Source organism: Thalassotalea marina, from assembly GCF_014656435.1.
Taxonomy (GTDB): Bacteria; Pseudomonadota; Gammaproteobacteria; order Enterobacterales; family Alteromonadaceae; genus Thalassotalea_C; species Thalassotalea_C marina.
In genome coordinates this window covers 593,509-608,603 of sequence record NZ_BNCK01000002.1, presented here as the reverse complement: position 1 = coordinate 608,603, position 15,095 = coordinate 593,509, and the positions used below count along the sequence as shown (strand labels likewise).

Below are 15,095 nucleotides of genomic sequence, written 5' to 3'. Positions count from 1 at the left end.
TGTACTAAAACTTGCTTGCAGCTTAGATTAAACACGATATAATCCAACGCTAATGGGAATTATTATTATTTACAAAAAGAATGAGTATTGCCTTCAGCAATAGTGCTGATTTTTACCATGCACATCACACATGGCTTTATCAGTTATTAACTGCAAAATTAAAGTGCCATGCGCAAGCTGCTGACGTAGCACATGACGCATTTGTTCAACTACTTTCAAAACCAGTAACCTTTGATAGCCATATTAAAGCAAAAGGTTATTTAAAGCGTGTCGCAAATGGAATTTGTATCGACCAGTGGCGTAGACAACAAGTAGAGCAAGCGTATTTATCTGCTCTTCAAACACATGCTTGTCACACTGTGATCTCTGAAGAAGCCAAGTTACTCATGTTAACCAGCCTTATAAAAATTAGTGACGTACTCTATGCCTTACCTGAAAAGCTTTGCAAAACCTTTCTAATGGCGCAGTTCGACGGTCTGACATACAAACAAATTGCACTGCAACTAAAGGTAACAGAGCGCTCTATCAAAAATTATATGGCGCAGGTGTTAACCGCTATTGCTATTGCGTTTGACGATGAAAGTTTCTGAACACGCCCTACGTGAAGCCGCGCTGTGGGCTGTAGAATCAGCAGAAGGTTTATCAGAACAGCAACAACACCAATTTGATCAATGGCTACAGCTGGAAGCAAATCAACTTGCTTGGCAGCGTATTAAGCAGGTTAACACTCAATTAAATTGCTTAAGTGAAGAAACACTTGCTTCTGTGTCAGCAAACTCTTTACGTGCTGGCTCAACGGCGAGTCGTAGACGCTTTCTTTTCAATATTGCTGCTATATCCAGCGGCATAGGTTTGTCAGCTTACATGGCGCCTTATGGTTTAAGGCAATGACAACTTGCAAATGCGACATTAAGATCAGAACAAACACTTATCACTAAACAACTAAGTGATGGCAGCAAGATTTGGCTAAACAGCCATTCAGCAGTCAATATCAACATCGATACATCAACAAGACAACTAGCGCTGCTCAAGGACGAAATTTATATCGCAACAGGTAAGGATGTTAGGCCTTTTTCATTATCTACACATTTTAATGAGAAATTTATTGATGTTATACCTATCGGTACTGAATTTAACGTAAAACTGCGCAATGATAGGTTAGTGATTGGTGTTTTTGATGGACTGGTAAAAGTCAAAAGCCAAGGCATTGAGTATGCAATATATGCTAATCAGCAAATGGTTATCGACAACGATTTCCATACTCAAGTCATCAAGGCCAATATTAATTTTTGCGCGTGGCGAGACTCAGTGTTTTTTGCTGATAACACGTCATTACCTGATTTATTTGATGTACTTGAGGATAAGTTTGATGTCAGAATTTTCAGTTCAGCAAAGGTCAAATCTTTAGCCATTTCAGGCACAATCCCAATGACAACACTGAGCAAGTCACTCGCTATTATTGCAGTTACTCTCAGCTTAAATATTAGGCAAGTACTTAGTTCAAGTTTTACATCAGCAAAATTTAACAAAATAAATTTTCACCTTTTCTATTTTCATTCGATTTATTCAGTAGATACATTAAAAAATAAAGGAACCAAAGTGAATTTCCGTTTATCGCGCTTAGCCGCTATTTCTGCGCTGTTAACCTCTCAATTTTCCGCAACTGTTTTTGCCAGTGATACAGTTAACATTAATATTCAGCAAGCTCCTCTAAGCCAATGTTTACAACAACTTAATAGGCAAACAAGCATACTCGTTACTTTTGAATTGAGTAAAAACAAACAAATCCAATGTTCCCCTGTTTACGGCAAACTAACAGCAAAACAAGCACTAAATGCTTTGCTACACAATACGGGTTATGTCGCACAACAAAAGGAAAATAATCACTTTGTATTGCTTGATGAAAATACCATTGCTTCATTACCCGATATGCAAGTGACCTCTATTGAAACCATCGAAGTTTATGGTAAAGCAGTTAGTCGCAGTTCGTCGCCTACTGGGTTGGACTTGTCAGCACAAGAAACGCCTCAGTCGATATCCATTATCGATATCGATTTTATTCAAGACTATGGTCTAGATGATATCGAAAAAGTATTAAATAACACCACGGGGGTTTATCGCTATAAATACGGTACCTCAGACGATACGCTTTTTTCTGCTAGAGGTTTTTATGTTAATGACTATGTTAAAGACGGAATGCCAGCAGGTTTTTCTAGTGGTCAGGAGTTTCGCTTAGACAGTACTGTGTATGAGTCGGTTGAAGTATTGCGAGGTGCAGCAGGGCTAATGGCAGGTGCAGGCGAGCCCTCAGCTACCATTAACCTGATGACTAAACGCCCAACCAGAGATCCCTTATTAAACCTTTCAGCACAATTAGGATCATTTAACCATAAACGTGTCGATATTGACGCCTCTAGCGCCCTCACTAGCGATGGCAAGCACGCCGCTCGAATCGTATTGGCTTATGAAGACCAAGACACTTTTGTCGACCGAGAAAACAAAGAAAAGAAAGTATTTTATACTCAGTTTCATAGCTATTTGGGTGAACAAGAAAATACAGAAGCGAGATTTACTATTCACTACCAAGGGTTAAATCATCGTGGTTTACAATGGGGAATACCTCTTTTTTATGATAATGGCTTTCAGGTGAAGGTCGATGAGTCAACCAACCTAGCATCCCCTTATGCTTACCAAGACCGAGAACATATTGGCTACACGCTAAAGCTGACACATCAATTAAATTTAGACTGGGAGCTAAATGCCGCGGTTTATTACGGTACTAATGAGCTTAAATCGATATTTTCTTACTTTGCTGCACCATCGTTCGATATGGAAACAGGTCTTGGTTTACTAGGTCAAGATGCATCATTTAATGATAAAGGCACAGTAAGGACTATTACGGCAAGCGCTATAGGCCGAATTGAAGCTTTTGATCGAGAACACCAAATCAACCTTACCTATCTAACTAACGCAACCGAATACGACTCTTTAAGCTATGAAGAGCGTGAAAACGGCGAACGCGTTGAATATACACTTGGTAGTATTTTCGATAAAAATCCCGCAGGCCACTTACCTAAAGCAATATTTAATACTCAGTTTGTTAAAAAAGCTGAAGATATTAGTGAAGATACTTTTGCTATTAGCGGTAAACTTGATATGTCTGACGCATTAGATGTCGTGCTGGGCATAAAATTTTATCAATATAAAGAAAAACGATTTTTTCAATACTTAAATTTCCCTGCAAGTGATGAAAAATCTGATGATAATGGCAGCAGTAAATACCTTGGTCTAGTATACAGTTTTACTGACACTGTTAATGCCTATGCTAGTTATACCGACACATATAAACCACAATTTGGTATGTTGAATGAAAACCTTAAACCACTCAATGCCATTACAGGTCAAAACATCGAATTAGGTATAAAAGCGTCTCTACTTAACGACGATTTAATGATTAATTTAGCTCTATTTGACACGCTTTTAAAAAATGTTGGGGAAGTTATTCCTGAATATGCCGAACAACGCCCTGTTAGATACAGAGAAGTAGATGGTGCCAATTCAAAAGGCTTTGAACTTGAAGTATCTGGTAAAATCACCGAAAACTGGGATTTAATCTTTGGCTATACACAATTTAACCTTGAAGACCAAGACGGTGACAAAGTTAATCGTGAAGCCCCACGTAAACTGTTAAAGATAAATTCACTATATAGCTATAACGACTTTACTTTTGGCTTAGCATTGCAGTGGAACGACGATACAAAAGTCAATGTTAGAGGTGTACCTGGTATAGATTTAGAGCTTCCACTAGGCACTCGACGAGGTGCACTACTTGATACAAAAGAAGGCCACGCACTGTTGTCAGCTCATTTAGGTTATCAGGTCACGGAGCAATTAGATGTAAAACTACATGTGCGTAACTTGCTCGATAAAGATTACTACGACACATATGGCTTCGTTCCGAAAAAGCGAGGTGAACCTCGCGCTTTCAATTTAACAATGAATTATAAGTTTTAGTCGCTTACAGCAAAATTGAAAACTTATATAAAGAAAAAGAGCACCTTAATGACTAAGGTGCTCTTTAAATTAACTTATCAGGCTTATCAGGTTAAAGTGTTTTACGATTCTGTTACAGCCTCTTCTTCAACCTTTTGTTCTTTACCTGGTCTTAAAAACATTTCGCGCAATTTAGTATCAATTTCTTTGGCGATTTCTTTATTTTCACGCAAGAAGTCAACTGCTTTTGCTTTACCTTGACCAATCTTATCGCCATTGTAGCTATACCAAGCACCAGCTTTTTCAACTAACTTGTTTTGTACACCTAAATCGATCAACTCACCTAAGCTGTTAATACCTTCGCCGTATAAAATCTGGAATTCTACTTGTTTAAACGGTGGTGCAACTTTGTTTTTAACCACTTTAACACGCGTTTCATTACCAACAATTTCATCGCCATTTTTAACCGCGCCAATACGACGAATGTCTAAGCGAACTGAGGCGTAGAATTTTAATGCGTTACCACCAGTTGTAGTTTCAGGATTGCCAAACATAACACCAATTTTCATACGAATTTGGTTGATGAAAATCATCATGGTATTTGACTGTTTAAGGTTACCAGTCAATTTACGCATAGCTTGTGACAACATACGCGCTTGAAGGCCCATGTGTGAGTCACCCATGTCGCCTTCAATTTCTGCTTTTGGTGTTAATGCTGCAACAGAGTCAACTACAATCACGTCAACTGCACCTGAGCGCGTCAACATGTCACAGATTTCAAGCGCTTGCTCGCCTGTATCTGGCTGAGAAACTAATAATTCATTAATATTAACACCCAACTTTTCAGCATAAATAGGGTCAAGAGCATGTTCAGCATCGACAAACGCACATACTTTACCATTGCGCTGTGCTTCAGCAATAACTTCTAACGTTAATGTTGTTTTACCACTCGATTCAGGACCATAAATTTCTACGATTCGTCCCATTGGTAAACCACCTGCACCTAAGGCAATGTCTAATCCTAAAGAGCCTGTCGAAATCGTTTCAACATCCATGCTGCGGTTTTCACCTAACTTCATGATTGACCCTTTACCAAATTGACGTTCAATTTGACTTAGCGCAGCAGAGAGGGCTTTTTCTTTATTTTCGTCCATTAATGACTCCAAAAATACGATGGTAAATAACTTAATTGCTGAAAGTATACTGTACGCTCGTACAGTATCAAGTGTTTTTTTGAATATCCTAATTATGTTTATGATTTAACTATATATTTTATTTTTGTGGAGTTAAAAGGAATAGAAAATCAGATAATAAAAAAGGTAGGAATAACAAATTACCTACCTTTTACAAATTTTGCATTTATTGATAATTAATCTAAAACAATTGATGCTTTGATTAACACATAAAAGTTAACACTTAGCTATTTTTACGTCTTCTAGCTGCAGTTAAACCAGCAACAGACAACACAAATAATGCAATTGTTGAAGGCTCAGGTAAAACACCAACTTGTAATGACGAATACATAATAGTACCACCAGCAGTTAAGTATTCACCAACACCATTTCCGTAGAATGTTACTTGCGTAAAGGTTGCAGAATCGTCAATCGCACCAACAAAAAATGCATCACCAATTCGGCCACCAGCAGCAGTTGCAGGGTTATCATCTTCATCCGTTGCACTCGCAACTTTAATAACAGCACCACCATCAAAACTGATAAATAGCTCTGAAGGGAAACAACAAGTCGCCCAGTCACCAACTTCAAAGCCAATTGCATTGATTGCACTGTCAAAATTAAAAGTAATACCTGAACCAGCACCATTGTCATTGTTGGAAATTCGCGGATCGATACCAATCATTTGTCCAGTAGCGTTATCAACAGACGCTGAATCTATATTTTCATTACCACCATCGGTAGTTGAAATTGAAAAATCACCTAGATCCCAAAAATTACCATAGCTCAATCCAGAAAGAGTCACTTGTGAAACTGAACTACCAGCTCCTGTAACCGTTGACGTAAATTGAGCTTGACCGTTTGCAATCGTGTCGTAGTAGTCAAGTAATGTTGCGCTAGCTGAACCAGCGACAAGAAGTGAAGATAAAGATAAGATTTTTATTGCTTTTTTTAACATGTTATTTCCATTAATCAGTTAGTAAATTAGCAGCGGCACTTTAAGCAAATTTTAAACCATTAAAATATATCCCTTAATTATCATACGATTAAGTTTTTCTCTTAAATAACCCGTAACTTATTTGTAAAATTATTCGACAGTTTATAAATGTAAAGTAGCAACTAGGTTAGTACTTTACATGCTGGTCATGACTCTACAAGCTTGATAAAATTTGACGCAAAATACAAAAGAAGAATCAAGCACCTTTCTTTATGACCACGCAAAACCATACGCCAATGATGCGTCAATATATGACCATTAAAGCTGAATTTCCCTCGATTTTATTGTTCTACCGCATGGGGGATTTTTATGAGCTATTTTATGATGACGCTAAAAAGGCTGCCGACTTACTCGACATTTCTTTAACTGCTCGAGGTAAGTCTGGTGGAAATGCCATTCCGATGGCTGGTGTTCCCTACCACGCGGTAGAAGCATATTTGGCAAAATTAGTGCAATTAGGTGAGTCTGTTGCCATATGTGAGCAAGTTGGTGATCCAGCAACAAGCAAAGGCCCTGTAGAACGTAAAGTAGTAAAAATTGTTACACCTGGTACGGTCAGTGATGAAGCTTTATTGACAGAACGCAAAGACAACCTTTTGGTCAGTATTTATCAAGAAAAAGCGCAGTTTGGTCTAGCATACTTAGATATGACCAGTGGTCGTTTTGTTATTTGCCAACCAAAAAATGAAGAGCAATTACAAGCAGAGCTACAACGTTTATCGCCAGCGGAGCTTTTATATCCAGAATCGTTTGCTGCATTTTCAGTTATTGAGCACATTAAAGGCTTGCGCAGAAGACCGGATTGGGAATTTGAATTACAAACAGCGCAAAGTTTACTTAACCAGCAATTTCAGACCAAAGAGCTCAATGGCTTTGGCGTAACTGATTACCCACTTGGTATAGCAGCAGCTGGCTGTTTGATGCAATATGTGAAAGATACACAGCGTACTCATTTGCCACATATTCGCTCTATAAAAGCAGAGTCAGCACAACAAGGGGTCATTCTTGATGCTGCGACACGCAGAAACTTGGAGTTAACACAAAACTTACAAGGTGGAACAGACAATACATTAGCATCCGTACTTGATAAAACTTCAACCCCTATGGGCTCTCGTTTATTAAAGCGCTGGTTACATTTTCCATTAAGAAATACAGAAGTTCTGAACAATCGACATCAATCTGTCGATTGGTTTTTATCATCTGACTGCTTTAACGATATACAGCCTGTATTAAAACAAGTTGGTGATATCGAGCGGATCGTTGCCCGTATAGCTTTGCGCTCTGCAAGACCAAGAGACTTTGCCCGATTAAGAAATGCTTTAGGTACACTTCCCTTACTGCAAGATTCGTTGCAAAGTGCCACGGTAAAACACTTACAGGTTCTCGCCAACAATGTGCAACCTATCGATGCGCTTTATCAACTGCTTTCTACCGCTATTGTTGATAACCCTCCGGTTATCATTCGCGATGGTGGCGTTATTGCGCCAGGCTATCATGCAGAACTTGATACTTTACGTGATTTAAGCCAAGGCGCGACTAACTTTTTAGCTGAGTTAGAACAACGTGAAAAAGAAAAAACAGGCATACATTCACTAAAGGTTGGTTATAACAAAGTTCATGGCTTTTTTATTGAAGTTAGCCGCGCAAACTCAAACCAGGTGCCTGCAGACTATATTCGTCGTCAAACCTTAAAAAACAACGAAAGGTTTATCACCGAAGAACTTAAGTCACACGAAGAAAAAGTTCTCACTGCACAAAGTCGATTTTTAGCGCTAGAAAAACGCTTATACGATGAATTGTTTGATGTCATTTTACCTGAGTTAGACAAACTTCAAATATTAGCAGAATCATTGGCTGAACTTGACGTATTAAGCAACTTCGCAGAACGCGCTGATACGTTAAACTACGTCAAACCTAGCATTGCTCAAGAACCTGGAATTAATATAGATGGCGGTAGACATCCAGTCGTTGAACAAATGACTCAAGATGCTTTTATCGCTAATCCTGTTGTGTTGACCAACAGTAGAAAAATGTTGATTATCACGGGCCCCAACATGGGGGGTAAATCAACTTACATGAGACAAACAGCATTAATTACGTTATTAGCTCATGTTGGTTGTTATGTGCCTGCTGAATCGGCAACCATCGGCATGGTAGATAGAATATTTACGCGAATTGGGGCATCAGACGATTTGGCCAGTGGCCGCTCCACTTTTATGGTGGAAATGACAGAAACAGCAAACATACTGCATAACGCTACCGACAAAAGCTTAGTGTTGTTAGATGAAATTGGCCGTGGAACTAGTACCTACGATGGTTTATCGCTAGCTTGGGCTTGTGCTGAAATGCTGGCGTTAAAAACCAAGGCCTTTACCTTATTTGCCAGCCATTACTTTGAGTTAACCTTATTGGCAGATCAAATTGAGAATCTCGCCAATGTACATTTAGACGCTAAAGAGCATGACGATAAAATAATTTTCATGCACGCAGTGCAAGAAGGTGCAGCAAGTAAAAGCTTTGGCTTACAAGTAGCGCAACTTGCTGGGGTTCCAAAACAGGTTATTCAACGCGCCAAACAAAAATTACAGGAGTTGGAGCAAAATCACACTCCAGTCACTATTCAAACATCTAGCCAGCCTTTTGAACAGTTGCCGCTAATTGACACTGACCACCCTGTCGTTCAGGAAATTAGATCGTTAGATATTGACAGCTTGTCTGCAAAACAAGCACTAGACTTGTTATACGCCTTAAAAGCCCAGATTTAGGCATAAAAAAACAACCAGCTTCACTGCTGGTTGTTTTCACTTTATCATTATGCTTGAAACAGCGCTTCTATTGATAAATCTTGAGCACTCAAGATATCACGTAAACGCTTAAGTGCTTCCACTTGAATTTGGCGAACACGTTCACGTGTTAAACCAATTTCAACACCTACATCTTCTAGTGTTGCTGCCTCATATCCCAATAAGCCGAAACGTCTTGCTAAAACTTCTCTTTGCTTAGAGTTCAATTCATTAAGCCAGTGAACAATATTACTTTTGATATCATCCGATTGCAGGTTGCCTTCTGGACCTGCAGACTTTTCATCTGGAATCACATCTAATAATACTTTGTCTGATTCTGCGCCAAACGGTGTATCAACGGAGGTGATTCGCTCGTTTAATCTCAACATTTTACTTACATCTGCTACTGGCACATCAAGCTCTTTAGCGATGTCTTCAGCAGTAGGTTCATGATCTAGTTTTTGAACTAAATCGCGAGCGGTACGCAAATAGATATTAAGCTCTTTGACAACATGGATCGGCAGGCGAATAGTACGCGTTTGATTCATGATCGCTCGCTCAATGGTTTGACGAATCCACCAAGTCGCATAAGTTGAGAATCTAAAACCTCTTTCAGGATCAAATTTTTCAACGGCGCGAATTAAGCCTAGATTACCTTCTTCGATTAGGTCCAGTAGCGGTAAGCCACGATTGTTGTATCGACGTGCAATTTTGACAACTAAACGCAAGTTACTTTCAATCATGCGTTTTCTTGAGGGTTCATCACCTTTTAAGGCAAGGCGAGAATAATAGACTTCTTCTTCAGCGGTGAGTAAAGGCGAAAAACCAATTTCTCCTAAATACAACTGAGTTGCGTCTAAGTTTGAAGGTACTTCATCCTGTATTTTTTCAAAAACATCCTGTTCCGAACCACTAGTAGTGGTGTCTTCTATAACAATGTCTTTTAATTCTTTTTCTATGCTCATGCTATATCTCCCATCAATTAGCAAAGCTGAATTACTGATTAAATACTCACGTTATCTCCAATTTATTATTATTTATATTTTTATATATATTATCTTCTCGGCAGGTATTTCAATGGGTTAACTGGTTTACCACGAAAGCGAACTTCAAAATGAAGCATAACTCTTTCTGCGTCAGTACTACCCATCTTAGCGATAACTTGCCCTGCTTTAACAGACTGCTGCTCCTTGACCAAAATGTGATTGTTATGAGCATATGCGCTTAAGTAGTCATCGTTATGTTTAACAATAATCAACTTACCGTATCCTCTTAACACATCACCTGCATATACTACCGTGCCATCAGCCGCTGCTTTTACAGAGTCGTTCCGACTACCTGCGATGTCTATCCCTTTATTACCTTGTTTTTTAGTGGAAAACCTAGCGATAAGTTTTCCTTTCGCCGGCCACACCCAACGCTTAATTTTTTGCGAAAAAGTTGCCGATGAGCTCGACGATGAATTCACTGAATTTTTTCGTCTTGCACTTTCACCATACTCCTGCTTTTTTTCTGTTGCAACAGGTTTTTTTACAACTTTTTGTTGTGGTTTATGTAATGTTTCACTCGAGGGTTTATTTTTACTAGGCTTGCTAGGTTTTTTGGTCAAATATAATTTTTGACCAGGAAAAATTCTATAAGGGGCAGCTATTTGGTTTATAGATGCAATTGTTCTTACATCGAGTCCAGCTCGCCAAGAAATGGAATATAAAGTTTCACCTTTTTTAACTATATATTCAGTTCCTGTTAAACTATTTTTAACTTTTTGGTTGAGTGGCGTCTGCGCCTGAGCATTAACAACAGGCGCCGGCGTGTTTCTTGATGAACAAGCAAACAACGTCAAAGTGATTAAAATAATGAATATTCTGACGAGCACTTTTCCCTCAATGCAAATAACTAATGAACTTATCTAAAAACAAAATAAGCGATAACAATTAGGGCAACTAGACCCCACCCCAAAACATCTACCCATTTTCTTAGCTTCTGTTCCATTAAAGGTCCGCCCCAATAAATTAAACCTGCAACTAAGAAAAATCTCATACCTCTACCAATCGCTGAAGCAATCAAAAAAGGTAAAAATGCCATACTTAAAAAACCGGCACTGACTGTAAATATTTTGTATGGAATGGGTGAAAAGCCCGCTAAAAAAACAACCCAAACTCCCCAATCTTGAAACCAATTTACGGCTAAATCAAAGCTTTCCTGTTTTCCTAAGCTAGTGATCATCGGCTGAATCCAAGGTTCAAACATAAAATGACCCAGAGCATAACCCGCAATTCCACCTGCTACAGACGAAATGGTGGTAATAGTTGCAAAAAACCATGCTTTTCTTCTTTCCGCCAACACCATAGGCGCGAGTAATACATCAGGTGGAATTGGGAAAAATACGGACTCAGCAAAAGTAATAACTGACAATATAACGGGGGCAAATTTATGCTTCGCCCACCTTAATGTCCAGTCGTATAATGCGGTAAAAATTTTCACTGAACAGCTCCAGGTACTAATGGTACAAATCGAACAGCTTCAACTTGCTGCTCATTAAATTGGTCGCCTTGACGGGTAATAAGTTTGAGTATTTGAGTTTGCTCCCCGACTGGGATAACCATTCTTCCACCATCAGCTAATTGTTCAAGTAACGCTTGTGGCACTTGATTTGGTGCAGCTGTCACTATAATTGCCTGAAATGGCCCTTTACTAGGCCAGCCATTCCAACCATCGCCATGTTTCATGGAGACATTATGCAAATCAATAGATTGCAATTTACGTTTCGCTTGAAATTGTAGCGACTTAATTCGCTCAACAGAGTAAACATGTTTTGTTAGCTGAGCTAAAATTGAGGTTTGATAGCCAGACCCAGTACCTATTTCTAAAATACTGTCAGGTATGCCATCAGCCAGCAAAAGTTCAGACATTTTAGCCACAATGTATGGCTGTGATATTGTCTGCCCCTGCCCTATTGGCAAAGCTGTATTGTCATACGCTTTATGCGCGAGGATCTCTGGAATAAAAATATGACGAGGGCTTCGTGCAATTGCTTGTAAAACTTGTTGGTTTTTAATACCTTCAGCGTGTAGCTTTTGTGCCAGTATTTCACCACTTCTTGTGGATTTACCACTACTACGATGTCCTGCTCTGACATTCATTTGTTAATCTCTTATTGAAAATTCACTGATCCACTGTTCCATTGACGGCATACTTTTATATGCCGTCATGTCTACGGTCAATGGTGTAACTGATGCGTATCCATGCGTCACCGCGTGGAAATCGGTTCCTTCACCCGCATCAAGTTCTTGTCCTAATAACCCGTACCAATATATATCTCGGTTCCACGGATCTTTACTCGCTTTCATTGTTTCAGCCTTGTGCCTGTGACCCAATCGAGTAACTTTAATACCTTTCAATTGTTCAAGCGGAATATCCGGCACATTTAGATTGATAATTTGATCTGACGGCAGAGGATGAAGCTTTAAACGCTGAATAAAAGCAGCTGCAACTTTAGCGGCTGTTTCAAAATATTGCTCATCTTTTCCCACCAACGATACAGCAACTGCAGGCATGCCCATATGGCGGCCTTCTGTTGCGGCTGCAACTGTGCCTGAATAAAGCGTATCATCCCCAAGGTTGGCACCATGATTAATACCTGCTACTACTAAATCTGGGGCTGGTGCCATTAATTGACTGATCCCTAAATGCACTGAATCAGTTGGGGTGCCGTTAACCGAATAAAAGCCGTTTTCAAGCTGAGTTGCTCGCAAGGGATTAAGTAAGGTTAACGAGTTACTTGCCCCACTACAGTTTCTATCTGGCGCAACCACGGTAACGTCAGCAAACTTACACAATTCTTCATACAGTACTTTTATGCCCAGTGCATGAACACCGTCATCGTTACTCAATAAGATTTTCATGGTTGTTCCGTTGGTTGATTAGTTAAATCGGTATACTTGACCACTTCCCTTAAAATAGAGGTGGCAAAACTACCCGCGGGTAAGAAAAATGACAAGACAACACTGTGATCATTTTCGTCAACAGTCATTGAAGTATTTGATGGCAGCAATCGAATGCGGCGCCTTTCTTGTTTTAAACCAAATTTATCTAATCCCTGACAAAGCTCTTGATGGTTATGGGCAACGCGCTGCTCCATTTGAGCTACAGATTCAAAAGTTAATAAATTGCCTTTGCCCCACATAGGTGCTGTGATGTCGAGATCGCCTTCTTGCAAACGTGTTGTTAAGCTGTCGTCTTGTTGCTCAACTTTAAATACAGATTGGCTACCCGAAAGCATTAATACGTCGCCAATTTGAATCACTTCAAAACATGAGTTATCAATGCGTTCACTGATCATGTGATTAAAGATAAGCGAACGTGCTGCTGATAAATACATACTGCGCTTGTTTTTATCACGTATTTTTTTACCGTCAAACATAGCGCGAGCTTGAACTAAGTTGTTACCTTGTATGCCAAAACGTTGTTCACCAAAATAGTTTGGCACACCATGATGACTCACCAAATGCCAACGTTGTTGTAGTGCTGTTAAATCAGTACAGTTACGTAAAGTAATTTCAAACTGATTGCCTGTTAACGCCCCCGTTTTTAACTTTTTATTATGACGAATCGCTTTCAACACTTCGACGCCGTCCACGTCTAAGTTTGTTAGATCATCATTTTTCCCGCCAGGCATGTGAACACCAAACCACTGTTCAGTCACGGCATGTCTGTCTTTAAGACCTGCATAGGAAACACAATTGTCTTTAACATTAAAATGTTTTGCTAATGCTCTGGCAACAAACTGAGTATTTTGGCCTGTTTTTCTCAAGTAAATATAAAGATGTTCACCTTCGCCGCTTGGCTCAAACGGTAATTGTTCAAATACTTTAAAATCAGCGCAGCTTGAGCGTAAATCGCCAGTTGAGTTTGGTTGGCCAAAAAGATATGAAAATTCAGGTAACGACATTATGCATTTTCCGCCAATAGCAGCACAACAGCATGAACTTCAATGCCTTGTTTTTGCCCAACAAAGCCTAAGCCTTCAGTGGTCGTTGCTTTTACGTTGACTTGTTCGATACTTGTTTGCAAATCATCACTCAGTATTTGACGCATCGCCATTAAATGTGGTGCCATTTTAGGCGCTTGCGCTGCGATAGTAATATCAGCATTGCCGATAACATAGCCTCTTTGCTGCATTAACTTCACCACATGGCGCAATAAAATTCTGCTGTCGATATTTTCATATTCTTCGTCAGTATCTGGAAAATGGTTGCCGATATCAGCCAAACACAAGGCACCTAAAATTGCATCACACAATGCATGGATTGCCACATCGCCATCCGAGTGTGCAATAAAGCCTTGTTCATAAGGAATACTTACGCCAGCCATGACGATTGGCCCTTCACCGCCAAATTTATGTACGTCGTAACCATGGCCTATGCGCATATCTCATCCTCTTGTTTATGTAATATAAATTCTGCTAATGACAAATCATCCGGACGTGTCACTTTAATGTTATCACCTCGCCCTTCAATCAATAGGCTGGCGTGTTTTGAATACTCAATGGCTGAAGCTTCATCCGTGATTGTCACTTCGTTAGACAAAGCAAATTCAATCGCATTTTTTAATTGTAATAGTGGATAGAACTGCGGCGTTAAGGCATGCCAAAGCTGCTCTCGCTCTTCTGTTTGCTTAATGAAAACCTGCTGACCATGAGCAACACCACGTTTCATCGTATCTCTCACTGGCGTAGCCAAAATACCCCCGGTGTTTTCGGCAAGGCAAGAGTCGATTAATTTGGTGATATCCTGATGTGTTAAACAAGGTCTTGCAGCATCATGAACTAACACCCAATCCGTTTGTTCAGTATCTATAGCTTTAATACCATTGAGTACAGAATGGACACGTTCTTCGCCACCTTCAACTACTTGGACGTTAGCAAGTTTATTCAGTGGTAATTGCTGAAAATACTCATCTTCGGCACTTATCGCGATAATCACTTTACTAATTTGGGGATGAGTCAATAAGGTTTCGACCGTATGCTCTAGTATGGTTTGATTACCAATAGTTAAATACTGCTTGGGGTGATTTATTTGCATGCGCTTACCAACACCGGCCGCAGGCACTATAGCAACAATAGAGGTTTGCTTTGATGGCATAATTTAA

General features: G+C 39.6%; 14 protein-coding genes. 4 read left to right on the top strand and 10 right to left on the bottom strand.

All coding sequences use genetic code 11. The features are described 5' to 3' along the window. The first annotated feature begins 80 nt into the window (after window positions 1-80). From IE199_RS06010 to IE199_RS06000, 3 genes are read left to right on the top strand one after another with little or no spacing between them, the layout of a single operon-like run. On the top strand, window positions 81-590 hold the full coding sequence (locus IE199_RS06010) for a sigma-70 family RNA polymerase sigma factor (protein ID WP_189768258.1): 510 nt from the start codon (window positions 81-83) through the stop codon (window positions 588-590). Beyond that, complete coding sequence (locus IE199_RS06005) at window positions 577-891, top strand: FecR family protein (RefSeq protein ID WP_189768256.1); 315 nt, start codon at window positions 577-579, stop codon at window positions 889-891. The genes IE199_RS06010 and IE199_RS06005 overlap by 14 nt, the downstream gene beginning before the upstream one ends. Before the next feature lie 39 nt (window positions 892-930). Beyond that, entirely contained in the window at window positions 931-4,014 is a 3,084-nt protein-coding gene (locus IE199_RS06000; protein WP_268245320.1) for a TonB-dependent siderophore receptor, read from the top strand. A gap of 101 nt (window positions 4,015-4,115) precedes the next feature. On the opposite strand, the gene recA is transcribed toward IE199_RS06000, so the two are convergent. Beyond that, on the bottom strand, window positions 4,116-5,147 hold the full coding sequence (recA, locus tag IE199_RS05995) for a recombinase RecA (RefSeq protein ID WP_189768252.1): 1,032 nt from the start codon (window positions 5,145-5,147) through the stop codon (window positions 4,116-4,118). A gap of 262 nt (window positions 5,148-5,409) precedes the next feature. Further along, entirely contained in the window at window positions 5,410-6,123 is a 714-nt protein-coding gene (locus tag IE199_RS05990; protein ID WP_189768250.1) for a PEP-CTERM sorting domain-containing protein, read from the bottom strand. A gap of 251 nt (window positions 6,124-6,374) precedes the next feature. Between IE199_RS05990 and mutS the strand changes: the two genes are divergently transcribed. Continuing rightward, the gene (mutS, locus tag IE199_RS05985; RefSeq protein WP_189768248.1) at window positions 6,375-8,927 is read left to right on the top strand and encodes a DNA mismatch repair protein MutS; all 2,553 of its coding nucleotides are present in this window, start codon (window positions 6,375-6,377) and stop codon (window positions 8,925-8,927) included. A 47-nt stretch (window positions 8,928-8,974) separates the two neighbouring features. On the opposite strand, the gene rpoS is transcribed toward mutS, so the two are convergent. The 8 genes from rpoS to ispD form a co-directional block, all read right to left on the bottom strand. Continuing rightward, window positions 8,975-9,910 (bottom strand): RNA polymerase sigma factor RpoS, encoded by a 936-nt coding sequence (gene rpoS / locus IE199_RS05980; RefSeq protein ID WP_189768247.1) that lies wholly within the window; start codon window positions 9,908-9,910, stop codon window positions 8,975-8,977. Window positions 9,911-9,999: 89 nt separating this feature from the next. After that, window positions 10,000-10,821 carry a peptidoglycan DD-metalloendopeptidase family protein gene (locus IE199_RS05975; protein WP_229854556.1) on the bottom strand — a complete coding sequence of 274 codons (822 nt, stop codon included), beginning with the start codon at window positions 10,819-10,821 and terminating at the stop codon, window positions 10,000-10,002. Between the two features lie 29 nt (window positions 10,822-10,850). Then, window positions 10,851-11,429, bottom strand: coding sequence for a YqaA family protein (locus IE199_RS05970; protein ID WP_189768245.1), 579 nt, complete (start codon window positions 11,427-11,429; stop codon window positions 10,851-10,853). Next, window positions 11,426-12,088 (bottom strand): protein-L-isoaspartate(D-aspartate) O-methyltransferase, encoded by a 663-nt coding sequence (locus IE199_RS05965; protein ID WP_189768243.1) that lies wholly within the window; start codon window positions 12,086-12,088, stop codon window positions 11,426-11,428. Before IE199_RS05965 ends, IE199_RS05970 begins: the two co-directional genes overlap by 4 nt. Before the next feature lie 3 nt (window positions 12,089-12,091). Continuing rightward, entirely contained in the window at window positions 12,092-12,850 is a 759-nt protein-coding gene (gene surE, locus IE199_RS05960) for a 5'/3'-nucleotidase SurE (protein WP_189768241.1), read from the bottom strand. Further along, entirely contained in the window at window positions 12,847-13,896 is a 1,050-nt protein-coding gene (gene truD, locus IE199_RS05955) for a tRNA pseudouridine(13) synthase TruD (protein ID WP_189768240.1), read from the bottom strand. The genes surE and truD overlap by 4 nt, the downstream gene beginning before the upstream one ends. Continuing rightward, window positions 13,896-14,375, bottom strand: coding sequence for a 2-C-methyl-D-erythritol 2,4-cyclodiphosphate synthase (ispF, locus tag IE199_RS05950; RefSeq protein WP_189768238.1), 480 nt, complete (start codon window positions 14,373-14,375; stop codon window positions 13,896-13,898). Before ispF ends, truD begins: the two co-directional genes overlap by 1 nt. Next, window positions 14,366-15,088 carry a 2-C-methyl-D-erythritol 4-phosphate cytidylyltransferase gene (ispD, locus tag IE199_RS05945; RefSeq protein ID WP_189768236.1) on the bottom strand — a complete coding sequence of 241 codons (723 nt, stop codon included), beginning with the start codon at window positions 15,086-15,088 and terminating at the stop codon, window positions 14,366-14,368. The genes ispF and ispD overlap by 10 nt, the downstream gene beginning before the upstream one ends. Window positions 15,089-15,095: the final 7 nt, after the last annotated feature.

What these genes read in the sequence shown, in the direction of transcription:
- truD (WP_189768240.1), bottom strand. Translation starts at nt 13,896, where the DNA reads ATGTCGTTACCTGAATTTTCATATCTTTTTGGCCAACCAAACTCAACT.
- surE (WP_189768241.1), bottom strand. Translation starts at nt 12,850, where the DNA reads ATGAAAATCTTATTGAGTAACGATGACGGTGTTCATGCACTGGGCATA.
- mutS (WP_189768248.1), top strand. Translation starts at nt 6,375, where the DNA reads ATGACCACGCAAAACCATACGCCAATGATGCGTCAATATATGACCATT.
- IE199_RS05965 (WP_189768243.1), bottom strand. Translation starts at nt 12,088, where the DNA reads ATGAATGTCAGAGCAGGACATCGTAGTAGTGGTAAATCCACAAGAAGT.
- ispF (WP_189768238.1), bottom strand. Translation starts at nt 14,375, where the DNA reads ATGCGCATAGGCCATGGTTACGACGTACATAAATTTGGCGGTGAAGGG.
- IE199_RS05990 (WP_189768250.1), bottom strand. Translation starts at nt 6,123, where the DNA reads ATGTTAAAAAAAGCAATAAAAATCTTATCTTTATCTTCACTTCTTGTC.
- recA (WP_189768252.1), bottom strand. Translation starts at nt 5,147, where the DNA reads ATGGACGAAAATAAAGAAAAAGCCCTCTCTGCTGCGCTAAGTCAAATT.
- IE199_RS06010 (WP_189768258.1), top strand. Translation starts at nt 81, where the DNA reads ATGAGTATTGCCTTCAGCAATAGTGCTGATTTTTACCATGCACATCAC.
- IE199_RS06005 (WP_189768256.1), top strand. Translation starts at nt 577, where the DNA reads ATGAAAGTTTCTGAACACGCCCTACGTGAAGCCGCGCTGTGGGCTGTA.
- rpoS (WP_189768247.1), bottom strand. Translation starts at nt 9,910, where the DNA reads ATGAGCATAGAAAAAGAATTAAAAGACATTGTTATAGAAGACACCACT.
- ispD (WP_189768236.1), bottom strand. Translation starts at nt 15,088, where the DNA reads ATGCCATCAAAGCAAACCTCTATTGTTGCTATAGTGCCTGCGGCCGGT.